This window comes from Streptomyces phaeolivaceus (assembly GCF_009184865.1).
In the GTDB taxonomy this organism is placed as follows: domain Bacteria; phylum Actinomycetota; class Actinomycetes; order Streptomycetales; family Streptomycetaceae; genus Streptomyces; species Streptomyces phaeolivaceus.
This window is the reverse complement of record NZ_CP045096.1, coordinates 10,010,513-10,035,865: the sequence shown is the minus strand read 5'-3', so window position 1 is coordinate 10,035,865 and position 25,353 is coordinate 10,010,513. Positions and strand designations below refer to the sequence as shown.

22 protein-coding genes and 4 pseudogenes are annotated in these 25,353 nt (G+C 70.7%); 14 read left to right on the top strand and 12 right to left on the bottom strand.

All coding sequences use genetic code 11. The features are described from left to right. Positions 1-99: 99 nt before the first annotated feature. Positions 100-897, bottom strand: a complete 798-nt coding sequence (locus F9278_RS45650) for an aminotransferase class IV (protein WP_193241937.1) — start codon at positions 895-897, stop codon at positions 100-102. A gap of 221 nt (positions 898-1,118) precedes the next feature. Between F9278_RS45650 and F9278_RS48985 the strand changes: the two are divergent. Beyond that, positions 1,119-1,431: pseudogene (locus F9278_RS48985) on the top strand (IS5/IS1182 family transposase); the annotation flags it as partial. A 51-nt stretch (positions 1,432-1,482) separates the two neighbouring features. Here F9278_RS48985 and F9278_RS45640 read toward each other — a convergent pair. Together F9278_RS45640 and F9278_RS48015 are read right to left on the bottom strand one after the other, a co-directional pair. Continuing rightward, positions 1,483-2,826, bottom strand: a complete 1,344-nt coding sequence (locus F9278_RS45640; RefSeq protein ID WP_226967236.1) for an MFS transporter — start codon at positions 2,824-2,826, stop codon at positions 1,483-1,485. Positions 2,827-3,266: 440 nt separating this feature from the next. Beyond that, positions 3,267-3,512 (bottom strand): annotated as a pseudogene (locus tag F9278_RS48015) (DJ-1/PfpI family protein); the annotation flags it as partial. A 464-nt stretch (positions 3,513-3,976) separates the two neighbouring features. On the opposite strand from F9278_RS48015, the pseudogene F9278_RS45630 reads away from it, so the two are divergent. Beyond that, positions 3,977-4,345 (top strand): annotated as a pseudogene (locus F9278_RS45630) (aldehyde dehydrogenase); the annotation flags it as partial. A 15-nt stretch (positions 4,346-4,360) separates the two neighbouring features. Here the strand turns inward: F9278_RS45630 and F9278_RS45625 are convergent. Together F9278_RS45625 and F9278_RS45620 are read right to left on the bottom strand one after the other, a co-directional pair. After that, the gene (locus F9278_RS45625) at positions 4,361-5,926 is read right to left on the bottom strand and encodes a solute symporter family protein (RefSeq protein WP_152173547.1); all 1,566 of its coding nucleotides are present in this window, start codon (positions 5,924-5,926) and stop codon (positions 4,361-4,363) included. Further along, positions 5,923-6,525 carry a DUF485 domain-containing protein gene (locus F9278_RS45620; protein WP_226967235.1) on the bottom strand — a complete coding sequence of 201 codons (603 nt, stop codon included), beginning with the start codon at positions 6,523-6,525 and terminating at the stop codon, positions 5,923-5,925. Before F9278_RS45620 ends, F9278_RS45625 begins: the two co-directional genes overlap by 4 nt. A gap of 624 nt (positions 6,526-7,149) precedes the next feature. Here F9278_RS45620 and F9278_RS45615 point away from each other — a divergent pair. Then, positions 7,150-7,758: a helix-turn-helix domain-containing protein gene (locus tag F9278_RS45615; RefSeq protein ID WP_226967234.1), complete on the top strand. Its 609-nt coding sequence runs from the start codon at positions 7,150-7,152 to the stop codon at positions 7,756-7,758. 46 nt (positions 7,759-7,804) lie between these two features. Here F9278_RS45615 and F9278_RS45610 read toward each other — a convergent pair whose 3' ends face one another. The 6 genes from F9278_RS45610 to F9278_RS45585 all read right to left on the bottom strand — a co-directional run bounded on the left by F9278_RS45610 (position 7,805) and on the right by F9278_RS45585 (position 14,022). Beyond that, complete coding sequence (locus F9278_RS45610; RefSeq protein WP_152173546.1) at positions 7,805-8,659, bottom strand: IclR family transcriptional regulator; 855 nt, start codon at positions 8,657-8,659, stop codon at positions 7,805-7,807. 370 nt (positions 8,660-9,029) lie between these two features. Beyond that, entirely contained in the window at positions 9,030-10,283 is a 1,254-nt protein-coding gene (locus F9278_RS45605) for an ABC transporter substrate-binding protein (RefSeq protein WP_152173545.1), read from the bottom strand. Between the two features lie 23 nt (positions 10,284-10,306). Continuing rightward, positions 10,307-11,476, bottom strand: coding sequence for a branched-chain amino acid ABC transporter permease (locus F9278_RS45600; RefSeq protein ID WP_404818998.1), 1,170 nt, complete (start codon positions 11,474-11,476; stop codon positions 10,307-10,309). Continuing rightward, positions 11,469-12,356 (bottom strand): branched-chain amino acid ABC transporter permease, encoded by an 888-nt coding sequence (locus F9278_RS45595; protein WP_152173543.1) that lies wholly within the window; start codon positions 12,354-12,356, stop codon positions 11,469-11,471. The genes F9278_RS45600 and F9278_RS45595 overlap by 8 nt, the downstream gene beginning before the upstream one ends. Continuing rightward, entirely contained in the window at positions 12,353-13,237 is an 885-nt protein-coding gene (locus F9278_RS45590; RefSeq protein ID WP_152173542.1) for an ABC transporter ATP-binding protein, read from the bottom strand. The genes F9278_RS45595 and F9278_RS45590 overlap by 4 nt, the downstream gene beginning before the upstream one ends. Beyond that, positions 13,234-14,022, bottom strand: a complete 789-nt coding sequence (locus tag F9278_RS45585; RefSeq protein WP_152173541.1) for an ABC transporter ATP-binding protein — start codon at positions 14,020-14,022, stop codon at positions 13,234-13,236. The genes F9278_RS45590 and F9278_RS45585 overlap by 4 nt, the downstream gene beginning before the upstream one ends. A 472-nt stretch (positions 14,023-14,494) precedes the next feature. Between F9278_RS45585 and F9278_RS45580 the strand changes: the two genes are divergently transcribed. The 10 genes from F9278_RS45580 to F9278_RS45535 all read left to right on the top strand — a co-directional run bounded on the left by F9278_RS45580 (position 14,495) and on the right by F9278_RS45535 (position 24,144). Continuing rightward, on the top strand, positions 14,495-15,922 hold the full coding sequence (locus tag F9278_RS45580; protein ID WP_152173540.1) for an aromatic ring-hydroxylating dioxygenase subunit alpha: 1,428 nt from the start codon (positions 14,495-14,497) through the stop codon (positions 15,920-15,922). Beyond that, complete coding sequence (locus tag F9278_RS45575; RefSeq protein ID WP_152173539.1) at positions 15,919-16,272, top strand: bifunctional 3-phenylpropionate/cinnamic acid dioxygenase ferredoxin subunit; 354 nt, start codon at positions 15,919-15,921, stop codon at positions 16,270-16,272. Before F9278_RS45580 ends, F9278_RS45575 begins: the two co-directional genes overlap by 4 nt. Further along, positions 16,269-17,489, top strand: coding sequence for an NAD(P)/FAD-dependent oxidoreductase (locus F9278_RS45570; RefSeq protein WP_152173538.1), 1,221 nt, complete (start codon positions 16,269-16,271; stop codon positions 17,487-17,489). Before F9278_RS45575 ends, F9278_RS45570 begins: the two co-directional genes overlap by 4 nt. Positions 17,490-17,586: 97 nt before the next feature. Further along, complete coding sequence (locus tag F9278_RS45565; protein ID WP_152173537.1) at positions 17,587-18,153, top strand: 3-phenylpropionate/cinnamic acid dioxygenase subunit beta; 567 nt, start codon at positions 17,587-17,589, stop codon at positions 18,151-18,153. Positions 18,154-18,166: 13 nt separating this feature from the next. Then, positions 18,167-19,033 (top strand): alpha/beta fold hydrolase, encoded by an 867-nt coding sequence (locus tag F9278_RS45560; protein ID WP_152173536.1) that lies wholly within the window; start codon positions 18,167-18,169, stop codon positions 19,031-19,033. A 3-nt stretch (positions 19,034-19,036) separates the two neighbouring features. Then, entirely contained in the window at positions 19,037-19,876 is an 840-nt protein-coding gene (locus tag F9278_RS45555) for an SDR family NAD(P)-dependent oxidoreductase (protein WP_152173535.1), read from the top strand. Positions 19,877-19,931: 55 nt separating this feature from the next. After that, complete coding sequence (locus tag F9278_RS45550; protein WP_152173534.1) at positions 19,932-21,506, top strand: acyl-CoA synthetase; 1,575 nt, start codon at positions 19,932-19,934, stop codon at positions 21,504-21,506. A gap of 7 nt (positions 21,507-21,513) precedes the next feature. After that, positions 21,514-22,023, top strand: a complete 510-nt coding sequence (locus F9278_RS45545) for a GNAT family N-acetyltransferase (RefSeq protein WP_193241936.1) — start codon at positions 21,514-21,516, stop codon at positions 22,021-22,023. Positions 22,024-22,207: 184 nt separating this feature from the next. Then, entirely contained in the window at positions 22,208-23,191 is a 984-nt protein-coding gene (locus F9278_RS45540; protein ID WP_152173532.1) for a zinc-binding dehydrogenase, read from the top strand. Positions 23,192-23,205: 14 nt separating this feature from the next. Continuing rightward, entirely contained in the window at positions 23,206-24,144 is a 939-nt protein-coding gene (locus F9278_RS45535; protein ID WP_152173531.1) for a 3-carboxyethylcatechol 2,3-dioxygenase, read from the top strand. A 558-nt stretch (positions 24,145-24,702) separates the two neighbouring features. On the opposite strand, the pseudogene F9278_RS48010 reads toward F9278_RS45535, so the two are convergent. Next, positions 24,703-24,890: pseudogene (locus F9278_RS48010) on the bottom strand (transcriptional regulator); the annotation flags it as partial. A gap of 214 nt (positions 24,891-25,104) precedes the next feature. Between F9278_RS48010 and F9278_RS45520 the strand changes: the two are divergent. Beyond that, positions 25,105-25,347, top strand: a complete 243-nt coding sequence (locus tag F9278_RS45520; RefSeq protein WP_193241935.1) for an alpha/beta fold hydrolase — start codon at positions 25,105-25,107, stop codon at positions 25,345-25,347. Positions 25,348-25,353: the final 6 nt, after the last annotated feature.

Below are 25,353 nucleotides of genomic sequence, written 5' to 3'. Positions count from 1 at the left end.
TTGGGATGCGGTGTCGGGATGCCGTACGGGACCGGGGTGTGGGGACTCCGTGCCGGGCGACCGGGGACCGGGGTGGCCCTCACGGCTCGGCGGTGGTGCTCAGCCCGGGGGCAGTGGTGTCAGGAGCGAGTCCAGGTGGGCCTGCCAGGGGCCGGCCGCCCCGAGGGCGGCGCGCGCCGCCGGTGCGTCACCCGGCGCCCAGCCGGTCACGACCCGGATGCCGTGCAGGGCGCTGGTGATCCACACCTCACAGCGGGCGAGGCGGGCGGGGCTCACCCTCGTGTGCCGCACCGTCACCCCGAGCCTGGCGGCGTGGTCGAGCAGCAGCCGCCGGGTGATGCCGGGCAGGATCCGGCCGTCGTCCCGGGCGGTGCACAGGTCGCCGCCGTCCCACCACAGCAGGCTGCTGAAGGCTCCCTCGACCGCGTGGCCGTCGCCGTCGACCAACAGCGCCTCGTCGGCTTCGTGGGCTCTGGCGCGCTTGCGCAGCCTGCCCTGGGCGCCGAAGTCGGGGCCCTTGACCGTGGGACGGGTGCGCGGATCGGCCTCGTCCGCCACCCAGACCCGGGCGGTGTCCCGCAGCGCGGGGGCCGGGCGCAGCCGCAGGGCGAGCCTGGGCGACGGGCCGGCGAGCAGTTCGACCCGGGGGAACCAGGCGCCGCGGCGCGGCAGCCTCGCGGTGACGGCGGCGCGGAACTCCGCGAGCTCGGCCCGGTCGACACCTTGCGGGCCGACGGAGTTCGAGAACCGGTCCCAATGCATTTCGTAACTCCGGACCCGGCCGTCCTGGACCAGCCAGGAATCCGCGACGACCATTCCCCGGTCATTCTCCTCGGCGGCGAGACCGCCGCTGGAATTCCATACGAGAAAGGACTGGCTGTCGATTTCGGTACGCATGACGGTGACCCTCCTCATTCCGGGCGAAGAACTCCGGACACAAACTCCGGATGCCGACTTCCCGCTGCCATGAAGGTAATGAAAGCGAGAATGGAATAACAGAGCCATGTACGCGCCGCGTTGAGGGAGCCAATCCCGCTGTATACGATCGCTGTATACGAAGGGCTGGGCCGAACAATGGCCCCTGACCGAAGGACGCCCCTTTTCGGTGCGTGATCTTGTGCGCGATCGACTCCGTCAGCGGCCGGGCCCTCGAAGGGGGCAGCCGACAGGACCGAATCCGACCGTGGCAAGAAGGGATCGAAAACCCATCTCAGCGACAGCCAGGCCCTCATCCCACCGGTCCGCGACACTCCGCCCATCCGTTCCCGTCGCGGCCCACGACGGCTCGCTTCCCGTGGCATCCGGCATCGCTCGCCCGAAGGGGCATCGAGTCATCGCGACGCCTGGGCAGACATCGCTGGGGCCGTGGAGCGGACGCTGCCCTGGCTGTCCGGATGCCGACGCCTTCACCGCCGCAACCCTGATACGCCACCGCAGACTCGCCAAGAAGAATGACGTCCAAGAGACCTGGAGAAAGGGGCGTCAGGCCGCGAAGTCCCGGTCGCGCGTCTCCGGCAGGGCCAACACGCACAACAGACTGACCAGACACAGCCCGCCCGCGTAGACACCGAGGACGAGAGGCGACTTCCACTGGGAGTTGAGCCAGGTCGCGACCAGCGGGGCGAACCCGCCGCCGAGGGTGTTGGCGAGGATGAAGGTGGCCGAGGCTCCCGTGTAGCGCAGCCGGGCCGGGAACAGCTCGGGCAGGAAGGCGGCGATCGGCGCGAACATCAGGATGAACAGGACCAGGCCCACCGTGAACGCTCCGGTGATGACCAGCCCGTTGCCGGTGCCCATCGAGCCGAACATGGGCAGCGCCCACACCGTGGACCCGATGGCCCCGGTCATGATGACCGGCCGCCGCCCCACCTTGTCGGCCAGCCGGGCGACCGGTATCACCGCGGCGGCCGTGATGCCGGCGGCCACGCTCGCGGCGGCCAGCATCGTGTTCTGTGCCATGCCGAGCGCCTTCGGCCCGTACGACAGGCTGTAGACGATCGTCAGGTAGTAGACGGCGGAGCCGCCGACCGCCGACCCGATGCCGAGCAGCAGCTGTCCGGGGTACTCCTTGACCAAGGCGCCCAGCGGGAACCGCGGGGCGGCGGGGCGGTCGCCCGGGGTCTCGGCGCGGAACACGGGGGACTCGCTCACCTGGGTGCGCACCCAGAACCCGACAACGATGAGCAGGGTGCTCAGCAGGAACGGCACCCGCCACGCACCGTCGGCGAAGCCGTCCCGGCCGGCGACCGCGATCGTCGGCAGGATCACGGCGCTCGACAGCAGGAAGCCCAGCAGCGCGCCGATCTGGGGAATGGACGCGTACACCGCCCGCCGCCCCGGTGGAGCGTGCTCGGCGGCGAGCAGGACGGCGCCGCCCCACTCGCCGCCCATGCTCACGCCCTGGAGCAGCCGCAGGGCCACCAGGAGCACCGGGGCGAGGACACCCACAGTGTCGTACGTCGGCAGCAGGCCGACGCCGACTGTGGCGATGCCCATCAGCACCAGCGAGGTCACCAGGGCGCGCTTGCGGCCGAGCCGGTCGCCGATCGTGCCGAAGAGCACGACGCCGACGGGGCGGGCGAGGAACGCGGCGGCGAAGGTGAGGAAGGCCGCGAGGGTGGAGACCGTGGAGCTGCCGGACGGGAAGAAGGCCGGGCCCAGGACGAGCGCGGCAGCGGTGCCGTACACCGCGAAGTCGTAGTACTCGATCGTGGTGCCGACGAGGCTGGCGACGGCGACGCGCGACACGTTCTCCTTGGCCTCGGGCGGTGGGGCGGGGGGTGTGACGGTACCGACCGCGACGGCGTCGCTGCTGGTCTCGGACATGGAGCGGTTCACCTCCGGCAGGCCCGGCCATGGAGAGTGACCCGGGCCACAGTGGGGACTGGTGCCGTGGACTGTAGGAGGACGGCGACCGGTCGGCGCATCGCTGTGCCGCCCTGCGGAACACCGGCCGGCCGTCGGCCAGAAACCCACCCGAACACCTGCAACATGCATGTTTTTCCGGGGCTTCACGTGCACGCGCCATGCCCTGTCGGATCCCTGTGATCGACAGGCTGTCACGGCCCTCTACAACCCGCGATCAGCCCTCTGCATGGGACCACGTCCATCCTGATGGGTAGTCGCGCATCTTCGGGAGCCCGTCATGTCAGTTCACTCCCCCACGTCCGAACTCGCCGGGAGCCCACTCGTCGATACCTCCCACCCGCCGCACCAAGTCGACCCCTATCCGGCTGTTGGGCATCCTCCAGCGCAACGAGCTGATCGTTCGCCACGGCCGCCCCGTGGTCGAGGCGAAGGATGTGCAGGCACAGGTCGATCGCCGCTGTGGCTCCCGCGCTGGTCAGGACGTCGCTGTCGTCGATGTAGAGCACCTTGGGGTCGACCTTCACCGCAGTGTGGACGCGGGCCAGTCGCTCGGCGTGAAGCCAGTGTGTGGCTGCCGGACGGCCGTCGAGGAGTCCGGCAGCCGTGAGCACGAACGCCCCCGTGCACAGGGACACGATCCGGGCCGGTGTCGGGCATGAGCCCTCCGCCGGTGCGCAGTCCCGAGGGTGCGCAGAGACGCGGGTCGTACCAGGGTTCCGACGCACCGAGATGGGGTCAGCCGAAGACCTCCCAGGGGATGGTCAGCTCGAAGATCGGTGCGTCGGCGGTCACGGCGACGGTCATCACGTGGCGCTTCATGTCAGTGATTTAGCGATGGTTGTCGCTACCGCCACTCGGGTGACGGGCTCGGGTGCGAAAGCCTCGACATCGGCCCCCGACCGCCGGGCGTTCGCCGATTCCGCACGAGCAAGGCGAGTGAGCACCTGTGTCTGCGGAACTGCCCGACGCGACACCCCCCACCTGCACCTCCCCGTCCGCGTCCGTCCCCACCCGGCGCACGTTCATCGCGACCACCACCGCCGTCGGGGGTGCCGTGGTGGCAGGCGGTCGGGACTCGGCCTCGTCCCCGTCGGGCACCGGGCCCACGGCCGTCGGAACCACTCCGCGGCTGGGCGGCGACGGGATCGTCGACGACGTCGGGGACGGCACCGCGGTACTCCGCCCCGCGGTGCACCAGGTATCCGGTCCCGATGCTCCGCAGACCCGCGTCGAGCTGCCCTTCCCCCACGTGTGGGTGGCGCCGTGGAGCCCCGAGGCAGGGGTCGAGCCGCTCAGGGACACCGTGGTGCTCACGGCCGTCACCGACGACGAGACGCTGGTCGACCGGCTCGTCGACGAACCCGGCATCGCCAACCTCCCTCTCGGTGACCACGCGACGCACTGGCTCTCCCCCGGCATCCCGCACGACGACTACGTCGAATCGTTCCTGATGCGCACGAAGGCCTGTATCCGCTGATCATCTGCCGTGGCGTCATCCGTGCGGTGGAACACCCGTCATGACGCGTTCCTCAAGGCGGGTCTCCCGGTCGGCCGCACGGAAGGGCGCCGATCCGAGCCAGCCGAGAAGGAATCCGACCGGCACCGAGACGATGGCCGGGTTGTGCAGCGGGAACAACGAGAAGTCCAGGCCGGGCAGCAGGGCGCCCGCGTTTCCGGAGATGTCGGGCGACAGGCACACCAGTGACAAGGAGGTGGCCAGACCCCCGTAGATGCTCCACACCGCGCCCCGGGTGGTGAAGCCCTTCCACAACATGCTGTACAGCAGGGCGGGCACGATCGCGGAGGCGGCCACGGCGAAGGCCAGGCCGATGAGGAAGGAGACATTGAGGTTCCGTGCGGCCAGGGCCAGCACCGTGGCGCTCGTCCCGATCACCACGGCCGCCACCCGCGTCACAAACAGCTTGCGCCGCTCTGACACGGTGTCATGGGTGATGACCGCGCCGTAGATGTCGTGGGCCAACGAGATCGCCGCGGCGAGGGCGATCCCGGCCACGACGGCCAGCACGGTGGCGAACGCCAGGCAGGCGACGAGACTGAGCAGGAGCGAGCCCCCGAGTTCCGCCGCGAGGAGAAGCACCGCCGTGTTCCCGGAAGGGTTGTCCGCGACGATGGACTCCGTACCGACCAGTGCCGCCGCCCCGAAGCCGAGTACACCGGCGGCCACATAGAACACACAGGTCAGCAGAGCCGCGTACTGAACCGATCGCCGCGCGTCGCGCCGGGAAGGCACGGTGTTGATCCGCATCAGGAGATGGGGCAGCCCGGCGGCTCCGACCAGCAGGGCCAGTTGTTCGCTGGCGGAGTCCAGCATCGTCGTCGCACCGTCGCCGAAACGCAGCCCAGGCTGCAGGAAGCGTTCGCCGTGACCGCTGTGGTCGGCCGCGGCGGTCAGGAGCGCGCCCGGATTCCAGTCGAATCTGGACAGGACCGCAAGTGCCAGGGCACCGCCGCCGGCCAGCAGCAGCACCGCCTTGAGCGTCTGAACGAGCGTGGCCGCTCCCATTCCTCCCAGAACGATGTAGAGGATCATGAAAGCGCCGAGGACGACTGTCATGCCCTGCTCCATGTCCCGGCCGGCCGGTCCCAGGATTCCCAGCGTGAGCGCGCTCGCGCCGACGAGCTGCGCGGTCAGGTACACCAGGCAGACGAGGAGCGTGGCGATACCCGCCGCCAGATGCACCGCCCGGGGCCGCAGACGACGAGCCAGACGGTCGCCGATGGTGAACTCTCCCTTGCCGTGGTACCGCTCCACGACCAGCAGGAGGACGACGATCCAGGCGACTGCCGGCCCCAGAACGGACAGTGTGCCGTCAAAACCGGTGAGGGCGATCAGGCCGGGGCTGCCCAGCAGGGCGGCGGCGGACATGACGTCTCCGAAGAGGGCCAGACCGTTGTGGGCCGGCGTCAGTCGGCCGTCGCTCACGTAGAACTCCGAGAGGGTCCCTCGCTGCGGAGCGGCCCACACCGCCAGGAACAGCACGCAGACGAGGAAGCCGGCGAAGACGGGCAGATATGCGGTGACGCGATCCGGTGTCATGGGCGGTGTCCCAGCTCCTCGACGGACGTCCCCGAGCTCTCGGGGAGGGGGTCGAGCGAGGTCTCCGCATACCTCCCGTACCACAGGGCACAGGCCGCGACGACGACCAGTTGGAGCAGGCCGAGGCCGAGACCCACGTTCAGCGGGCCTGCCACCCGCAGGGCCATGAAGTCCCTGCCCCCGTTGGCCGAGCCGATGATCATCACATACAGCGCGACGACCGGAACGCCCGCGAGGAGGGCGCGGCGGCGGGCGGCGCCCGCCCGCCGTGCGGCGCGCGCCTCGTGGGCGTCGTCCGACATCGTCCCGGGGGCGACGGGCACCGGGTGGGCCCCGGGACGGCGCCGAGCCAGGTCCGCGGCAACACGTAAGGCCCACGCCCGGCGTTCGCGGAGGGCGTGGGCCTCGGTGTCTCGTGAGCTCAGCGATCGCGCATACCGGAGGCCGAGTTCGTCCGGGCCTGCGAACGACGTGTAGCAGTCGTTCATCGCCCGGAACAACTCGTCGTCGGAGTACAGGCATCTGTGGTCGAGTCGGCTCAGGTAGAGGACGACGACCGCGAGCGGGTCCTGCAGAGGAGGTCTGTGATGGGGATACATGGGTGGCTCTCCGCGTGGTGGGGTCCACTGCGCACTCGGGTGTGGCGTTGCTGCCGTACGGAAGGAATCGTTGTGGCGTGTGCGCCGCCATCAGACGCTCTGTCACCGCTGTGGGCACAGCGGCTGTACCGTTGTGCGGCACGCTCAAACCCCTTCCTGGCAAAGGGAGTTGCTTCGGGCGGCCCGCCGCGGTGCCGACGCCGGATGGCCCGACCGCCGAGGGGGCCCCAAGAGGTTCCCTTCGGCCACGGGCCATGGTCGGGCGTAGCCCCGTCAGAACAATGCGCCGCGCGGATTTCGAGGCGTCGAGGGGTGGGATCCCCGCCCCTCGGCCGCAGTCCGCTTCCTGGCGCGGGAATGGGCCGAGGGAGGGGAAAGCCATTGCCAGATGGAAGCGACCGGACTTCTCCGACATTCTCTTGAGATTCCGGTAGGGGAACGTGGGAGGGGCTGTCCGCCGAGGTCAACCTGCGGTGACGGAGAGCAATTCCCCGAATACATGCCGCATGGTGAAAGGCACCGCCCGCTGGGAATTGGGCATGATCCGGGCTCTGCCGGCCGGCGATCGGAACAGGATTCCACTCCGCCGTACGCGTTGTTTCCCCTCTCGCTTACAGTGGGAGCATGTCGTCGGGAAACGTCGTGGTGGCACGCAATGTGCGCCTCCTCAGAGAGCAGCGGGGGCTGTCGCTGGCCGAACTGGCCCGCCAGGCCGGCCTGGCCAAGCAGACGCTGTCCAAACTGGAGTTGGGCACGGGAAATCCCACGGTCGACACGCTGTTCTCCATTGCGGGCGCGCTCGGCGTGCCGGTAACACGGCTGGTGGCCGAACGGGAACAGGTTATGACTGTGCAGCGGGACGACGACGTCGTCTGGGAGCGGCACGACGGCTACGAGTCCCGATCGTTGGATCACGTGTACGGGTCCGGTGTCATAGAAAACTATCTGGTCCGCGTCAACTGTTCACAGGGCATGGAAAAGCCGTCCGAGCCGCACCCGGTGGGCACCCTGGAACACCTGTACGTGATTCGGGGCCGGGTTCGGGTAGGGCCCGCCGACACCCCGGTGGAGCTGACGGCAGGTGACTTCGTGCGGTATCCGGGCGACCGGCCGCATGTGTACGAATCGCTGGACGGGGAGGGCCTGTTCCACATCGTGGTGAGCGTGCCGCGTGCGCAGCCCGGCACCGGCGGCGTGACCGTCGAACACACCCATGGGCCCAGGCGGACATGAGCGCCATCCTGTGCGCGGGGCAGCGGGCGGGCACGACTCCCACCGGTCAGGCCTCGGGCTGACCGCCTCGTCCGGACGGTAACGCCCCGCGGGCCCTGGCCGCGACGACCGCGCGGGCCGCTTCGTAGGCCACGCGACGCAGGGCGTCGGCGTAGCGCGAAGGGGCGAAACGGTGGTCGGCGCCGGCGACGGAGAGCGCGGCCACGGGACGGCCCAGAGGACCCATGACCGGTACGGCGACGCAGATCAGGCCGAGGGTGGCCTCCTGGCGATCGTAGGCGATGCCGTCCCGGCGGATGCGTCGCAGTTCGGCCCGCAAGCGGTCGGCGTCGGTCAGGGTGTACTCGGTGAGGGCGGGCAGTCCCGCCTCGATGGCCGCCTCGGCGGCGTCGTGGTCGAAGGCCAGCAGGGCCTTGCCGACAGCCGTGCAGTAGGCGGGCAGCCGGGCGCCGATCCGGGAGGGAGAGCGCGCCGCACGGTGGCCATGGATCTTGTTGACGTACACGATCTCCGTGCCGTGCAGCACGGCCAGATGAACCGTCTCGTGCGTCAGTTCGTACAGGTCGGCGAGATGGGGCAGCAGCCATTCCTGGAGCAGCGGCGGCGTCGGCCCGTAGACGCGGTTGCCGATGTCGAAGAGTTGGGCACCCAACCGGTAGTTGCTGCCGACCCGCTCGACGAGTTCGTTGCGTTGCAGGATGCCCAGCAGGCGGAAGGCCGTCGACTTGGTGAGGCAGGCACGTCTGGCCAGTTCGCTCACCCCGACCTCCCGGTCGTGCTCGGCGAGCGACTTCAGGAGTACCAGCGCCTTGTCGACCGCTGTCTGCTGCTCGGAACCGGGGCTCGGCCCGGCGGGGTGTGGGGGGTTGGTGTGCTCAGGAGGAATGGCGGTGGCGCGCATGGGCGGACTCCGAGGGAGGAAGCACTGGAGCGGCCATTGAAGTGGACGCGCGTCCAATGTAGGAGACCATGTCCGGGTTGTAAACGACGCGTGCCGGGCCAGTGTCGACAGCAGGGGCTCCGACCAACACCGAAGTGCACCACCTCCACGCCCCGCGACCCTGGGTCGGAACTCCCCGTCGACCGGTCGGGGCCCGTGCCGCATCCGTGCCCCCACCGCCGCGCAGGGCGCCTCACGAGAACGGACCGGCGTCGGCGCCGCAGCCGATCGCCGCTGGTCACGCCCCTGGAATGCCGACGCCCGCACGTGATGTGCGGGCAGCGGTGTCAGAGCCCAGGGAGGGCCTCCGGATACGGACGCACCCGGAGGCTCAACCCGCGGACGTGTAGCCTTCGGCCGTCTCGCTCTCCGTGGCGGGCCCCTGGAGGGCGAGCCCACCGGGGACGGAGCTGTCGACCTTTGTGACATACGTCTGGCGGGACGGCTGCCGACCGGTGGCGGAGAAGTCGAGGGCCGACGTCAGACCACCCGTGTCGACGTTCTTCAGCTGCCGGAACGCCGTGTTGACGCCTTCGCGGGTCAGGTCCCGGTTCTCGCACGCCTTGTCCAGGACCTCGGCGTAGACCAGCGCACTGGCATAGCCCAGGTTGACGAAGCTGTTGGGCTGGGTGTCAGGGAACTTCTCGGGGAGAGCGGCGGCGACCTCCCGCGGTCCCTCGTCCGTCGAACTGAACGGGGCTATGGAGGTCATCACGGACAGGTTCTTCTCCAAGGCCGACCTGGCGGAGGTGGAGAGCAGGGACGGGTCGAAGGCGGGTGTGTTGGCCAGCAGCGGCACGTCGTATCCGAGGGAGGCGGCCACGCCCGCCACCGACGCGGTCTGACGGGGACCGACGCTGAGCACGATGGCTTTCGCACCACGGGACTTGAGAGTCGTCACCTGTGCTGTGAGATCGGTGTCGGTGGCCTTCACCTGGATCCCCTCCAGTTTCAGACCCAGTTCCTCGGCGGCGTAGGTACTGCCCTGCAGCGCGGAGTTGCCGTAGTCCCCCTCGAAGTAGATGTGGCCCAGGACGTCTCCCGACTTCAGGTCCTTCTCCCGCACCAGGTGGTCGATGCCGTTGACGGTCTCGACGTCGTAGGTGTTACCCATCACGATCATGTCGGGGTTCTTCAGCAGGGTGGAGGACCATGCCGTGGCCACGGTCAGCGTCCTGGCATCCGTGATGTCGGTGTCCAGGGCGCTGGTGATGGGCGATCCGAGCATCTGCACGTACCCGAGGACCTCCGGTTCCGTCTCGGCGTAGAGGCTCACGGCCTTCTGCACGTCCGTCCCGTGGTCCTTGACGACGAGTTCGATCTCGCGGTCGCAGATGCCGCCCGCGGCGTTGATCTTGTCGATGTAGAGCTGGTTGCCCTGGACGATGATCTTTCCCTGGGCGCCGAAGACCCCCGACAGGTCGGTGAGCGCGCCCAGCGTGATGGTGTCGGCGGTGACGCCGGGCCCCGTCTTGGTGCCGGAGGAGGAGTCGGCGGTCTCGGTGGCCTTGCTGCTGCAGCCGACAGCGACGAGTGAGAGTGCGGCGACGGCCGTACCCAGTCTGGTGGGCGAATTGACAAGCATCCAAAGTCCCTTTCGGAGGTTGGTCAGGAAGAGGCGGTGGTCATGTCCTGTGGGGGAAGTGCGGAGTGGCCGACGGGATCAGGGGGCGAGCCGGGATCCCCGGGGCCGGCGGCGTCCGCCCGATACCGGACGGCGAGACGCAGGCGCCTGCCCAGGGCGACGAGCCCTCCCGGTTCCAGGAGGATCACCGCGACGATCGCGACGCCGAAGACGAGACGGGCGGCCACCGCCGGGTCCACTCCGGACGTTCCGGGCTCGGCGAGGAAGGTGAGCAGTCCGCTGTAGTGGCTGAGCAGGCTGGGCAGCCCGGTGACGAAGGCGGCACCGAGGACGGCACCGGTCACGGAGCCGAGCCCGCCGATCACGATCATGGCCAGGTATTCCACGGAGAGGACGAGCCCGAAGTACTCGGGCACCACCCGTTGGAACGCCTGGGCCAGCAGCACACCCGCCAGACCCGCGTACATCGACGACAGGACGAAGGCGGAGGCCTTGTAGCGGCTCACCGGTACGCCGACGACGCCGGCGGCGGTCTCGTTCTCGCGCATGAGGACCAGGGCACGGCCCGGACGGCCCGCGAGCACCCGCCGGGCGAAGACGGAGGCGACGACGACGCAGACCAGGGCCACGTACCACTGGCGTTCGCGGTCGCCGAACGGCACGCCCAGCAGCGTCAGTTCCGGGTCCCGGCCGGTCAGCTCGAAGCCCAGGACGGAGAGTTCGGGCACGCCGCGTCCGTTGAACCCACCGGTCACCGAGGACAGGTTGAACAGCAGGTGCTGGCCGAGGAACACCAGGGCGAGCGACGCGAGCCCCAGATACAGTCCGCGGACCCGGCCGGCGACCGGGCTGAACAGCAGTCCCGCAACTCCCGCCGTGGCCACCGCCAGAACGGCCGCGAGCAGCGGCGGCAGTTCGAGCCCGGTGAGGGTGATGCCGCCGCCTCCCGGCCCCGGTGCTCCGGCGAACCAGCAATAGGCGTAGGCGCCCACGGCCAGGAAGAAGGCGTGCGCGAGGGAGAGCTGGCCGGCTGTGCCGACGAGCAGGCTGAGGCCGATGGCACCGATCGCGGCGGCCATGACCATGACGCCGAGCAGCAGCCAGAAGCCGCTCAGGTAGAAGGGCACCATCAGCGCCAGGATCAGGCCGACCGCGGGAAGGACACGGCTGACGAGGTTCGTACGGTCAGACACGGATGAACTCCCTGGTGCCGAAGAGCCCGGACGGCCGCCACATGAGCACCGCCACCATGAGGACGTAGGGCATGACATCGCCGAAGCCGGCGCCGAGGAAGCCGAGCTCCGAGCCGTACCCGGCGGTGAGGGACTTCGCCATGCCGACGGTGATGCCCCCGACGATCGCGCCGTGTGTGGAGTCCAGGCCGCCGAGGATGATCGCGGGTATCGCGGCGAGTGCGATCGTGCTCGCATGGCTGTCCAGGCCGGCGGACGGGAACGTGGACATGAAGACGCCCGCACCCGCGGCGAGCGCCCCGCCGATCATCCAGGAGACCGTCGCGACCCGGCCGAGCCGGATTCCCATGAGGGACGCGGCCTCGGCATCGGCCGACGCCGCCCGCATGGCGACGCCCCACCCGGTGTACCGGAACAGCATCAGCAGCAGGCCGAGGGTCACGACCGCGACAGCCATGGCGGCGATGCGGGCCTGGGGGACGGTGACGCCCCCGAGCCGCACGGTGGCCGCGCCCCACGGATCGAGCATGGACAGGACGTCGGGGCCGATACGCCGGGTGAGTTCGGTGGTCAGCACGACGTCGACACCGATCGTGGCGATGGCCAGCGCCATGTGGTCGTGGCCGCGGGCCCGTGAGAGCAGAAACCTGATCAGCAGGGATCCGGCGACGGTGATGACGATCCCGGCCACCGACGCGGCCCAGAAGCCGGCCGAGGGGGCGATGCGCGCCACCGCGTACGCGCCGAGCGCCAGCAACGAACCCTGGGCGAAGTTCACGACCCGGGTGCCCTTGTAGATGATCACGAACCCCATGGCGATGAGTGCGTAGAGCATGCCCAGCGACAGTCCGACGGCGAGGAGTTCCAGTAGGCGTGTCATACGTGCTCCGCAGTCGTCGTTCCATCGGTCGCCGTTCCGTCGGTCGTCGCGCCGACGGTCCCCGATCCGGCGTTCGCCGAGTCGTCGCCCGCCGTGGTATCGGACGTCGGTTCGTCGGCTCCCAGATAGGCGCGGATCACCTCCGGGTCGGCGCTGACCTCGGCAGGTGTGCCGTCCGCGATGCGGCGGCCGAAGTCCAGGACGGTGACCCTGTCGGCCAGGGCCATGACCATCGGCATGTCGTGCTCGATGAGGAGCACGCTGACGCCGATCTCGTCCCGTGCGCGGCGGATCTGACGAGCCATCGCCCAGGACTCGTGGTGGTTCATCCCGGCGACCGGTTCGTCCAGCAGCAGCAGTTCGGGCTCCGCCGCCAGAGCCCTGGCAAGCTCGACGCGCTTGCGCTCGCCGTACGACAGCAGGCCGACGGGTACGTCCCACCGGTCCCCCAGGTCGAAGAACCCGGCGATCTCACGCACGCGCTCGCGGTGCCGTCGCTCCTCGTTCCGGGCGGAGCGCAACCGCAGCCCGGTGGCCACGAACCCGGCTCGCGTGAGGTGGTGCCTGGCGACCATGAGGTTCTCGGCGACACTCTGGTCTCCGGCCAGTGCCAGGTTCTGAAAGGCCCGGGACACACCCAGGGCGGCGATGCGGTGCGGAGCCATGCCCACGAGTTCGCGTCCCGCGTACCGGACGGAACCGGCGACCGGGCGGTAGACCCCGGACAGAACGTTGAAGCAGGAGGACTTGCCCGCCCCGTTGGGGCCGATGACGGCGTGCACGCTGCCCTTGGCGACCTCGAACGAGACCGCGTCCAGCGCCGTGACCCCGCCGAAGCGGACCGTGACTCCGTCGACCCGGAGGATCGTGTCCTCGCTCATGCGGACCACCTGGCCGGCGCGCGCTCACCGGGTTTCGTCGGCCCGTGCTGTTCCGGCCCGGCGTCACCGCCGAGGTAGAGCCGCCGGATCTCGTCGGATTTCCGCAGTTCGGCGCTGGGGCCGGACAGACGTACCCGGCCGACCTCGAAGACGTAGGCCGTGTCGGCGACGGACAGGGCCATGGCCGCGTTCTGCTCGACCAGGAGCACTGCGGTGCCCTGCCGGTTGATCTCCCGGACGATCTCGCCGATGCGCCCCACGATCCTGGGCGCCAGGCCCAGCGACGGTTCGTCCAGCAGGAGCAGGGAGGGACCGGACATCAGTGCCCGCCCGATGGCGAGCATCTGCTGTTCGCCGCCGGAGAGCAGACCGGCGCGCTGCTCCCTGCGCTCCGCGAGTACGGGAAAGAGCTCGTACACCTCGTCCCGTCTGCGGGTTCGGGCGACCCGGTCGCGGACCAGCACGGCCCCGGCCCTCAGGTTCTCCTCCACCGTGAGGGTGGTGAAGATCCTCCGCCCTTCGGGTACTTGGACCACCCCGGCGGCCACGATGCCGGCGGCGTCCAGCCCGCGCAGCGACCGGCCGTCGTAGGTGATGGTGCCCTCGTCGACGGTGCCGCGGTGGTGTCCGAGCGCTCCTGACAGGGCACGCATCAGCGTGGACTTGCCCGCGCCGTTGGCTCCCAGTACCGCGACGGCGGCACCGTCCGGGACCGTGAGGGTGACATCGTGCAGTGCGATCTGCGCCTTGCCGTAGTGCACGGCCAGTCGGCCGACTTCGAGCACGCCGGGGTCACCCCCCGCCGGACCGGTGAGAGCGGCCTTCGGGCGACCGTGGTGTGGAAGGTGGTGGCATCGTGGACTTCCCTGGAGGAGGCGGGCTCCCCGGCCTGACCGGAGATGGCTACCGCGTGTGACGTGGGGCACATGGAAATCCCGGACAAGCAGGGGGACCACACACCGTTCCGCCCTGCGGCACGCGACGTGAACCGCTCCGGGTCCGGTGCCGGACGTCCACGCGGGCCGCGCGGGAGGGAGAGAACCGGATCCAGGACGAGCGCGACGGCAGGTGCGGCATCACCGGTGGTCTCAGGCATGGAGCGGCTCCCGAGGTGGAAAGGGCGCCGCGCCGTCCGGCGGCACGACGCGGCGCACACCGGACACCCCGGACCGGCACGTGACGTGGCCCACGTCAGCGGCGTGCCGCACCACGGAACAGCGGCTGTTCCGCAACCGGGCGGTGGCATGTGCTGGCCACATGCTTCAACACGACACCGACGGCGCCGGTCCGGCGGCTCCCGGCAGGGGCGACCCCGCTCAAGGAGGACCAGCGACGACGTCCACCGCCGCCCGCCGCGAGGCGCGCCGCCTGGCCCGCGCCCTTGAGTCGACCGTCGACATCAGCGCGCACCTCGACCTCGACCACGGGCTCGTCGACCGCACGATCCTCAGCGACCGGGCGATCTACCGGCAGGAACTGCGCCGGGTCTTCGCACCGAGCTGGCTGTTCCTGGCGCACGAGAGCCAGTTCAAGAAGCCCGGTGACTTCTTCACCACCTACATGGGCGAGGACCCCGTCATCGTCTCCATGGGCCGGGACCGGAGACTACGGGCGTTCCTCAACGCCTGCCGGCACCGCGGGATGCGGGTCTGCCGGGCCGACGCGGGCGCCACGAAGGCGTTCACCTGCAGCTACCACGGCTGGTCGTACGGCCTGGCGGGCGAGCTGGTCAACGTGCCCAACGGCGAGGACTACCCCGCGCACTTCGACCGGCAGGAGTGGGGTCTGACCCAGGTCGCGCAGCTCGACACGTACAAAGGGCTCGTCTTCGCGACCTGGAACCCCGAGGCGCCGCCACTCGTCGAGGCGCTGGGCGGGATGACCTGGTACATGGACGCGATGCTCGACCGCGACCCGGAGGGCACCGAGGCCCTCGGCGGGGTCCACAAGTGGGTGCTGGAGGGCAACTGGAAGCTGGCGGCCGAGCAGTTCGCCTCCGACTGGTACCACGTCAACATCTCGCACGCGTCCGCGCTGATGGTGATGTCACCTTCCGGCAAGGGGCCGAAGGCGGAGATCGTGCAGACGCCCGGACGGCAGTACACCGATCCGCTCGGTCACGGCGCCGGCTTCCCCACCCACCCCAAGAGCCGCTTCGACGACCGGGTCGTGCACGGTCACTACGACTACGAGGCACTGCGCGACCGGCTCGGTGACGCCCGTGTCGAAGGGCCCATGACCACCGGTCACGCCACCGTCTTCCCCAACTTCTCCTACCTGCCGGTCAACGGCTCCATCCGCGTCTGGCACCCCAAGGGCCCTGACCGGATGGAGGTCTGGGCCTGGACGATCGTCGACAGGTCCATGCCGCAGGAGGTGAGGGACGCCCAACGGCTGTACAACCTGCGGACGTTCGGGCCGACCGGCATCTTCGAGCAGGACGACGGCGAGAACTGGAGCGAGTGCCAGGCCACCGCGCACGGCTTCATGGCCGGCTCGATGGCCCTGAACTACCAGATGGGGATGGGGCTCCAGGCCGAGGACGGCGTCCATCCCGGCACCACCGGCCACCTCTACAGCGACGGTGCCGCCCGCGGTTTCTACGCACGCTGGCGCGACCTCATGAACACGCCGGCCTGGCACGAGAAGGACCAGGCGAAGGCCCACGAGAAGGACACCCCATGAGCACGACGAGCACCGGCGTCCAGGTCGCCGAAGTCGACGACATCGATGACGGCGAGGCGCTGAAGGTGCCCGCGGAGATCACCGGCCACGGCGACGCCATCGCCGTCTTCCGCGACGCCGGCGCCTACTACGCCCTGGACGACACCTGCTCCCACGGCCAGGCCTCCCTGTCCGAGGGCTGGATCGAGGACGGCGAGGTCGAGTGCCCGCTGCACAGCGCCCGGTTCTGCCTGAAATCGGGGCAACCGCAGTGCATGCCGGCCACCACGGCCGTGCGCGCCCACCGTGTCGAGGTCCGTGACGGCGGGATCTGGCTGCACCTCGGTCCCGACGAGGGGGCGGCAGGATGAACTCCTGCCGACGCATCGCCGTCGTCGGCGCGGGCCTGGCCGCCGTCTCCGTCTGCGACGCCCTGCGCGCCCTGGGCTACGACGGCGAACTGGCGCTTTACTCCGCCGAACCCGGGCTGCCGTACGATCGTCCGCCGCTCAGCAAGGACGTACTGCTGGGCCGGGCCCGGCGCGAGGACGTCCTGCTGCGGCCCGAGCACTGGTACACGGAGCAGCGCGTCGCCCTGCGCGAGAGAACCGTGGTCCGGGCGGTCCGCCCGCACGAGGGCGGCCTGGAGCTGGCGGACGGCACCGCGGTGGACGCGGACCGGGTCGTCCTGGCGACCGGCGGCACACCGCGGGCGTTGCCCGTGCCCGGTGGTGACGATCCCGCCGTGCATGTGCTGCGCACCTGGGAGGACTCCGTGCGGCTGCGGGAACGGCTGCTGCCCGGTACCCGGGTGGCGGTCGTCGGTGCCGGGCTGATCGGTGCCGAGACGGCGGCGGTGGCCGTGGCACGGGGCTGCCGGGTCACCCTGGTGGACCCGGTGGCGATCCCACTGGCCGGGGTGGTCGGTGACGCCGTCGCGGGCGCTCTGCACGGCCGGCACACCGCCGAGGGCATCGACGTGATCACGGGCGGAGTGTCACGCCTGGAGCACCGCCCCGGCGGCTCCGGCGTCGTGCTGCGCCTCGCCGGGCCGGGCGGGTCCGTCTCGGCCGACCTGGTCGTGGCCGGCATCGGGGTTCGCCCGGCCACCGGCCTGGCCGAGGCGGCCGGACTCCACGTGGACGACGGCGTCGTCGTGGGCACCGGGCAGCGCACCTCCCACCCGAACGTCTTCGCGGTCGGCGACGTGGCACGCCACAACGGCCACCGTGTGCGGCACGAGCACTGGGAAGCCGCCCAGCGCAGCGGCGAGGCCGCGGCCCACGGCATTCTCGGCCGGCCGCTCCCGGAGCCCGGCGTGTCCTGGTTCTGGTCGGACCGGCACGGTTGCCGTCTGGAGGCCGTCGGCACCATGGCGGACGCCGAGCGGACCGTGGTGCGCGGCAAACCGGACAGCGGTGCCTTCACCGTCTTCGGACTGCGCGACGGCCGACTGGTGGCCGCGGCGGCCATCGACCGCGGACGCGACATCAAGTCCGCCCGCAGGATCGTCGACCGGGGCATCCCGGTCGACGCCGCCCGGCTCGCCGACGAGAGCACCGACCTGCGCGCGCTGCTGAAACGGTGACCGCGCCGCCGTGCCGTCCCGTGGCACACGCTCTCCCCGAACCACCCCCTCCGCGCTGGAATGTCAGCACCGAGCAAGGCCCGCAGGAGGCCCACCCATGAACACCCACCCACCGGAGGCGACGGTGACGGGCCCCCCGCCCCTCTCCTTCGTCGAGGAGACCCGGCTCCACTTCGAGGTGCAGCGCCTGTACGCCGTCGAGGCACAGCTGCTCGACCAGCACCGGTACGCGGACTGGCTGGAGCTGCTCGCCGACGATCTGCGCTACTGGGCGCCGGTGCGCACCAACCGGCTGCGGCGCCAGCAGAGTCTGGCCGACGGCGCACCGGGCGAGGTGGGGATCTTCGACGAGACCAAGGCGAGTCTGGCCTGGCGGATCCGCCGCTTCGACTCCGGGATGGCCTGGGCCGAGGACCCGCCGTCACGGACCCGGCATCTGATCACCAACATTCTGGTCGGACCGGGCGAGGAGCCGGGTGAGTACGTCGCCGAGTCGGCGTTCCTGTGCTACCGCAACCGGCTGGAGCGGGAGGTCGACGTCTACGCCGGCGGCCGTACCGACGTACTCCGCCGCACCCCGGAGGGAACGCTCCTGATCGCCCGCCGCACGATCCTGCTCGACCAGAACGTCCTGCTCGCCAAGAACATCAGTACCTTCCTGTGACCGGAGACCTCTCGTGACCACAGCTCGGGCGGAAGAGCCCAAACTCGTCGAGCACACCGTGCGGACCACGCTCGGGCCCATGGCGGTCACCGAGGCCGGTGAGGGGCCGGTGCTGGTGATGCTGCACGGCGGCGGTCCGGGCGCGGGCGCCGTGGCCAACTACCACCAGAACCTGCCCGCCCTCACTCGCCGCTTCCGTGTCGTACTGCCCGACCAGCCCGGTTTCGGCGGCAGCTACCGTCCCACCGAGGCCGACCTGGACGCCCGCAGCATCACCGAGATCACCGTGGACGCGCTGCTCCAGACCCTGGACGGCCTCGGCGTCGACCGCTTCCACCTGCTCGGCAACAGCCTCGGCGGCGCCGCCGCCCTCGCCACCGCGCTCGCCGCCCCCGGACGGGTCGAGAAGCTGGTGCTGATGGCGCCCGGCGGTGGCTGGCTGCCCTTCGGCCCCACCCCGACCGAGGGCCAGAAGGCGATGTTCCGCTACTACAACGGCGAGGGGCCGACCCTGAGGAAGATGCGGGACTTCATCGGTGTGATGACGGCCGAGCCCAAGCGCTGGGCGGACACGGCGCAGGCTCGCTACGAGGCGTCCCTCGACGAGTCCCACATCGCCTTCTACCACCGCTACAACGCGGCCTTCGCCAAGCGGCACGGCATGGACCCGCTCTGGCAGCGCGTCCATGAGATCGAGGCGCCGACCCTCTTGCTCTGGGGCCGTGACGACCGCACCATCACTCTCGACGGGGCGCAGCTCATGCTCAGGCGGATCCGCGACGTACAGCTGCACGTCTTCGGCGGCTGCGGCCACTGGGTGCAGGTGGAACGGCAGGCGGAGTTCGAGCGTCTGGTCACCGACTTCCTCAAGGAGCACTGATCCATGGGCTGGCTGGAGGGCGAGGTCGTCCTCATCACCGGCGGCGGTTCCGGCATCGGTCGCGCCGTCGCCCTGCGCTGCCTGGCCGAGGGCGCGAGTGTCTCCGTGGTCGGCCGCAGCGCCGAACAGCTGGAGGAGGTGGTGCGCGCCGCGGGTGACCGTGGCGCGCGCGTGCTGGCGGTGCCGGGCGACGTACGCTCCCCGACCGACCTGCACGACGCGGTGGACGCCACCGTCGAGCGGTTCGGCAAGCTGGACGTCCTCGTCCCGAACGCCGGTATCTGGGACTACCACCGCAGCGTCACCCGGCTGACCGGAAAGGAGCTGTCGGCGGCCTTCGACGAGATCTTCGACATCAACGTCAAGGGCTACGTCCTCGCCGTGGAGGCCGCCTGGCGTGAACTGGTCGCGACCCGCGGCAGCATCGTCATGACCCTGTCCAACGCCTCCCTCCACACCGACGGCGGCGGCTCCCTGTACACCGCCAGCAAGCACGCCTGCCTCGGTCTGCTCCGCCAGTTCGCCTATGAGCTGGCGCCGAAGGTCCGCGTCAACGGCGTCGCCGTCGGCGGTATGCGCACCAAGCTGCGCGGCCCCGGGAGCCTGGGGCTGCAGGACCGCACGCTGGAGGCCTCCTTCGCGAAGAACGAGGCGTCCGGCGAGAAGCAGCCTCCTCTCATTCCCTTGTACGACTCCAGCGTCGAGCCCGAGGACTTCACCGGGCCCTATGTGCTGCTCGCCTCCCGCGCCAACAGTTCCACCGTCACCGGTGCCGTGATCCCCGCGGACGGCGGCATCGCCGTCCGCGGCTTCCGAACCCCCGCCGGCGGCGCCACTCTCTGAACGCCCCTCCCCTCCCCTCCCCCCGTCCCCGACAGTCACCGAAGGAGCCGACGCCATGGCCGCCGTCGACATCAGCCCCGCCGCCGCCCTGCGTCGCAGAGCCCAGTCGCCCACCCCCGCCGTCGTCTACGAGGGCCGCGAGGTCTCAGCGGCCCAACTCGTCGACTCCTCAGCCGAGTTGGCCGTCAGTCTGGCTGCGAACGGGCTGCGCCGAGGGGACCGGATCGCCTACCTCGGCTTCAACAGCGTGACGTTCCTCGAAACGATGATCGCGGCGGCGCACCTCGGGGCGGTCTTCGTCCCCGTCAACTTCCGGCTCGCGGCCGACGAGGTCCGCCACATACTCGACGACAGCGGCGCCCACACCCTCGTCGTCGAGGAGGGCCACCGAGAACTGGTCGAGTCGATCGCGGCCGAGGTGCCGGCGCGCCGGCACGTCCTGGTCGACACCGACTCCGTGTGTCCCGTGACAGCGGCCCCCGACGCCGTCTGGACACCGCTGTCGTCGCTGTACGGCTCCGGCCGGACCGCCCGGGAGCCGGTGGCACTGTACGACGACGACCTCGCGATGCTCATGTACACCTCCGGCACCACCGGCCGGCCCAAGGGCGTCATGCTCACCCACGGCAACCTGTGGTGGAACGCGGTCAACGTGGACAGCGTCGTCGACACCCGGGCCGACGACGTGAACCTGGCCGTGGCCCCGCTGTTCCACATCGGCGGTCTCAACGCCCTCACGCTGCGTACCCTGTTGCGCGGCGGCACCGTCGTCCTGCGCCGCGGCTTCGACCCCGCACAGTGCCTGGAGGATCTGGTCCGGCACCGCGTGTCCTCCTTCTTCGCCGTGCCCGCCATGTTCGCCGCGCTCGCCCGGGTTCCCGGCTTCGCGGAGGCCGACCTGGGCGCCCTGCGGTCCGCGATCGTCGCCGGGGCTCCCGTGCCGCCCCAGCTGATCAGGGACTACGGCGCGCGGGGCATCCTGCTTCAGCAGGCGTGGGGACTGACCGAGACCGCACCCTTCGCGACCTATCTGCCGGCCGGGCTGACGCTGGGGAAGGCGGGATCGGCGGGCGCTCCCATGCCCTACACGGAGGTCTGCCTCACCGACCCCGTCACCGGTGTGCGGATCCAGGAAACGGACACACGCGGCGAGATCTGCGTGCGCGGCCCGAACGTCACCGCCGGCTACTGGAACAACCCCGACGCCACCCGCGCGGCCTTCGACGACGCGGGCTGGTTCCACACCGGCGACATCGCCCACCGGGACGAGGACGACCTCTACTACATCGTGGACCGCCTCAAGGACATGATCATCAGCGGCGGCGAGAACGTCTACCCCGCCGAGGTGGAACGCGTCCTCGCCGCCTGCCCCGGAGTCCTGGAGGCCGCCGTCATCGGCGTACCGGACCCGCGGTGGGGCGAGAGCGTACTCGCCGTCCTGGCCTGCGAACCGGGTACGGCGCCCACCGTGGAGGAGGTCCGCGCGTTCGCCGGCGACCACCTGGCCCGCTACAAACTGCCCACGCGGGTGATGGTGGCCGAGCAACTGCCGCGCAATGCCAGCGGCAAGCTGGTCAAGGCCGAACTGCGCCGCTGGGTGGAGTCGCACCAGCCCGTCAAAGCGGTGTGAGCCCGCCATGGCAACCGCCCCCGGCGCCCCGCCGGCCCTCGGCGAACCCCCGCTCGGCGGCCGGTGGATGCTGCGCGCCCTCGCCGGACCGCCCAGCGGGCTCCCCCGCCGGCCCGCCCGGACCTACGCGGTGCGGGCCGCCGAGGGTGGTCCGGAACTGTTTCTGGAACTCCACCGAGTACCGGACCATCCGCTGCGGGCCTGCTATCCGTTCGGAGCACACGATCTCGCGATCGGCCTCGTCCCGCCGAGCCCGGACGGCGCCGGGCCCGGACCCGGTCCGGCCGCACGTCTGCTGCGCGACCTCGTGCCCGCCCTGTTCGCCCTCGACCCGCGGTGCCGCCGGGTGATCGCCGCACCGGACGAGGACGACACCGCCACCCAACTCGTTCTGGAGGAGGGCGGGTTCAGCCGGATCGTGGAGGCTGACCTGCCCGGCGGCAGCGTCGTGCTGTTCGCGGCGGAGCCCACCGGCATCGCCAGGCTGTCCACCGCGCTGGACGACATGCCCCACTGACGGCCCCCGCCCACTGACCCGACCCGCCCTTCGCGCCGGTCGGGTCGGCGTGCTGTCCGCACGTCCGGGACCGGCGGGGTCGCGTCCTGCCGGGTCGGCGCTCTCTCGGCGCCCGTGCACGGTGTGTGCTGCACAGCGGCACACCGGCTATGGCCCCGTGCCTGGTCGGAGCGAACGTGAGCACGTGCTTGCCGCAACCGCTGTTTCCCAGAGCGCCGCCGACCCGCTGTCGGGGCTGGTGCTGCGCGACGTCCCGGAACCCACGCCGAGGCCCGGATGGTCCCGGGTCCGGGTCGTGGCCTCCTCACTCAACATGCACGACCTGTGGACCCTGCGGGGCGTCGGCCATCCGCCGGAACGCCTCCCGATCGTCCTCGGCTGCGACGCGTCCGGGTACGACGACCACGGCAACGAGGTCATCGTCCACCCGGTCCTCGGCGACCCGGACGCAGGTCACGGCGACGAGACGCTCGACCCGAACCGTGCGCTGCTCTCCGAGCGGCACGACGGCTCCTTCGCGGAGTACCTCGTCGTACCGACCCGCAACCTGGTGCCGAAGCCGCAGTGGCTGTCCTTCGACGAGGCGGCCTGTCTGCCCGTCGCCTGGACCACGGCCTACCGGATGCTGTTCACGCAGGCCCGGATCAGGGCGGGCGACCGCGTACTCGTGCAGGGCGCGGGCGGCGGGGTGGCCTCGGCCGCGATCAGGCTGGCCGTGGCGGCCGGGGCCGTCGTGTACACCACCAGCCGGAGCGAGGCGAAGCGCGTCGAGGCCCTCTCGTGGGGCGTGCGGGCTGCGCTGCCCACCGGTGAGCGGCTGCCCGAGCGGGTCGACGTCGTCATCGAGACCGTCGGGGAGGCGACCTGGTCGCACTCCCTGAAGTCGCTGCGGCCGGGTGGCTCGGTCGTGATCGCCGGTGCCACCAGCGGCGCCAACCCGCCCGCCGACCTGGGCCGGATCTTCTACCTCCAGCAGCGCGTCCTCGGCTCCACCGGTGGCACCCGCGCCGAGCTGGTGTCGATGCTGCGCATGCTCGACGCCACCGGAGTACGGCCGGTGATCGACCGGACCCTGCCGCTCGCGGAGATCCACAAGGGCTTCCAGCTCATGATCGACGGCGAGCTGACCGGAAAGCTCGTCATCCACCCGTCGGCCACCCGCCAGTAAGGAACCCCGTCACCATGACCGCAGCAGCCGTCGGGCTGTCCCACTCGCCGCTCATCGGCAGGAACGACCCGGAGCCGGAAGTCCTGGCCCGGGTCGACCGGGCCGTGGCGGGCGCCCGGGACTTCGTCCGCGACTTCGACCCGGATCTCGTGGTGCTGTACGCGCCCGACCACTACAACGGCTTCTTCTACCGGGAGATGCCACCGTTCTGCCTGGCGACCGAGGCGCACGCGGTCGGGGACTTCGGCTCCGAGGCGGGCCCGCTGTCGGTCGACGTCGACGCGGCCAAGGCCCTGGCGCAGGGTGTCCTCGACCGGGGCGTCGACCTGACCGTCTCCGCCCGGATGACCGTCGACCACGGGTTCGCGCAGCCGCTGGAGGTGCTCTTCGGCGGCATCGACCAGGTGCCCGTCGTGCCCGTCTTCGTCAACGGGGTGGCCACCCCCCTGTGTCCGGTGAGCCGGATCAGGGCCCTGGGAACGGCGGTGGGCGAGGCCGCCGCCGGGCTCGGCCTGCGGGTGCTGTTCGTCGCCTCGGGCGGCCTCTCGCACGACCCGCCGGTCCCCGTCCTGGAGGGTGCGCCGCCACCGGTCGCCGACGCGCTCATCGAGGGCCGCCCCCCGACACCTGAGCAGCGGGCCAGGGGCGAGCGGCGAGTGGTCCAGGCCGGCCGTGACTACGCCGCCGGGTCGAGCGGGATGATCCCCATCAACCCGGACTGGGACAACCGTCTCCTCGATCATCTGGAACGCGGCGAACTCACGGAGTTCGACTCCTGGACGGTGGAGTGGATGGCGAAGGAGGGCGGGGGCTCGGCACACGAGGTCCGCGCCTGGATCGCGGCGTTCGCCTCTCTCGCGGCGACCGGCCCGTACGCCATGACGTCCCGATTCTACGAGGCCGTTCCCGCTTGGATCGCCGGGTTCGCCGTCGCTACGGCACAGGGGCGGTGACCGGCACGGCAGACAGGAATCCCCGCACGGACGCGATGGCGCAGGCCACCGCCGGCCGGAAGAGCGGTCCGGCCTCGCCCGCCGTCCTGCGTCGGCTGGGTCTCGGCCCATCCGACTTCGGGGTGCCCTTCGCAGGCATGGACGTCGCGGCCGAGGCGAAGGTGCCCTCCCGACCTCGGCCCCAGCCCCAGCCCCAGGCCGAGATCGAGATCGAGATCGGCTTCGCTCGCAAGGAGGACCTGGCCGGTGCGAGCGCGGTCGCCCATCGCGTGAGCGCCCTGCGGGAGGTCATGCGATACCAGGACTACGGCTCGGCGTTCCCTCCCACGCGGCGATCATGCTGGAGGGAGCGGGTCGTCCACCCGCAGCACCGACTCCGGGTGGGTGGGCACGGCACCGATACTGATGACCGACATGGCCAACAGCCGACTGAGCCTTTGCCATCGCGAGGCGACCGCCACGCACCCTCAGTAGCCTGGTGACACCGCAGAAGGGCATGCGCTGCCCCGGTCGGCAAGGTGGCTCGGAGGTCCGTCTGTTGGAGTTCGACGAGCAACTCTCGCCGCCGACGGGCGCGTAACTGACCGTGGAGCCCTCCCGGATGGAGACGACGATCCCCGAACGGCGCAGTGCGGCCAGTTGCCGGGAGAGGCCGGACGGTTCTCTCTCGATCTCGTTGAGCAGGTCTTGCCCGGGAGCGAGTCGTTCTGCGGCAGTTCGAGGACGCGGATGCGTACCGGGTTGCCGCGGACAACAGCTCGGTGAGTGCGGGCTCATCGTCGACGATGAGCACACGGATCCCGCCGTCGTGGGCGACTGCATCTCCAGGCAAGCCTTCCCTGCGTCACGTCGTCCCGGGAAGCGCTGGTCGCGGTTCTGGGCACCGCGGCGCCCTATCTGGAGTGTTCCTTCCGGCGGACAGCCCACGGCTGGGGGTTCTCCTTCGGCATCGCCGACACCGTGGCGTCCCGGAAGGCTCTCAACGGTGATCACTGGCACGACTGGACATCGGTGTCCTGCCCCACGCTGCTGGTCCGTGGAACGCGCAGCGACGAATTGACGGCCGACCACGCCAAGGAGATGGCCGCCCGTTGCGCCGACAGAGTCCGCCTCGCCGAGCTGCCCGCCGGTCACGTCGTGCATCACGACATACCCACACGGTTCGCCGACACGGTCACCGCCTTTCTCCCCGAACCCTCCTGAACCACA

Excerpts from the sequence above, each read along its gene's own strand:
- F9278_RS45650 (WP_193241937.1), bottom strand. The coding sequence starts at position 897 with ATGCGTACCGAAATCGACAGCCAGTCCTTTCTCGTATGGAATTCCAGC.
- F9278_RS45640 (WP_226967236.1), bottom strand. The coding sequence starts at position 2,826 with ATGTCCGAGACCAGCAGCGACGCCGTCGCGGTCGGTACCGTCACACCC.
- F9278_RS45625 (WP_152173547.1), bottom strand. The coding sequence starts at position 5,926 with ATGACACCGGATCGCGTCACCGCATATCTGCCCGTCTTCGCCGGCTTC.
- F9278_RS45620 (WP_226967235.1), bottom strand. The coding sequence starts at position 6,525 with ATGTATCCCCATCACAGACCTCCTCTGCAGGACCCGCTCGCGGTCGTC.
- F9278_RS45615 (WP_226967234.1), top strand. The coding sequence starts at position 7,150 with ATGTCGTCGGGAAACGTCGTGGTGGCACGCAATGTGCGCCTCCTCAGA.
- F9278_RS45610 (WP_152173546.1), bottom strand. The coding sequence starts at position 8,659 with ATGCGCGCCACCGCCATTCCTCCTGAGCACACCAACCCCCCACACCCC.
- F9278_RS45605 (WP_152173545.1), bottom strand. The coding sequence starts at position 10,283 with ATGCTTGTCAATTCGCCCACCAGACTGGGTACGGCCGTCGCCGCACTC.
- F9278_RS45595 (WP_152173543.1), bottom strand. The coding sequence starts at position 12,356 with ATGACACGCCTACTGGAACTCCTCGCCGTCGGACTGTCGCTGGGCATG.
- F9278_RS45590 (WP_152173542.1), bottom strand. The coding sequence starts at position 13,237 with ATGAGCGAGGACACGATCCTCCGGGTCGACGGAGTCACGGTCCGCTTC.
- F9278_RS45580 (WP_152173540.1), top strand. The coding sequence starts at position 14,495 with ATGCTTCAACACGACACCGACGGCGCCGGTCCGGCGGCTCCCGGCAGG.
- F9278_RS45575 (WP_152173539.1), top strand. The coding sequence starts at position 15,919 with ATGAGCACGACGAGCACCGGCGTCCAGGTCGCCGAAGTCGACGACATC.
- F9278_RS45570 (WP_152173538.1), top strand. The coding sequence starts at position 16,269 with ATGAACTCCTGCCGACGCATCGCCGTCGTCGGCGCGGGCCTGGCCGCC.
- F9278_RS45565 (WP_152173537.1), top strand. The coding sequence starts at position 17,587 with ATGAACACCCACCCACCGGAGGCGACGGTGACGGGCCCCCCGCCCCTC.
- F9278_RS45555 (WP_152173535.1), top strand. The coding sequence starts at position 19,037 with ATGGGCTGGCTGGAGGGCGAGGTCGTCCTCATCACCGGCGGCGGTTCC.
- F9278_RS45550 (WP_152173534.1), top strand. The coding sequence starts at position 19,932 with ATGGCCGCCGTCGACATCAGCCCCGCCGCCGCCCTGCGTCGCAGAGCC.
- F9278_RS45545 (WP_193241936.1), top strand. The coding sequence starts at position 21,514 with ATGGCAACCGCCCCCGGCGCCCCGCCGGCCCTCGGCGAACCCCCGCTC.
- F9278_RS45535 (WP_152173531.1), top strand. The coding sequence starts at position 23,206 with ATGACCGCAGCAGCCGTCGGGCTGTCCCACTCGCCGCTCATCGGCAGG.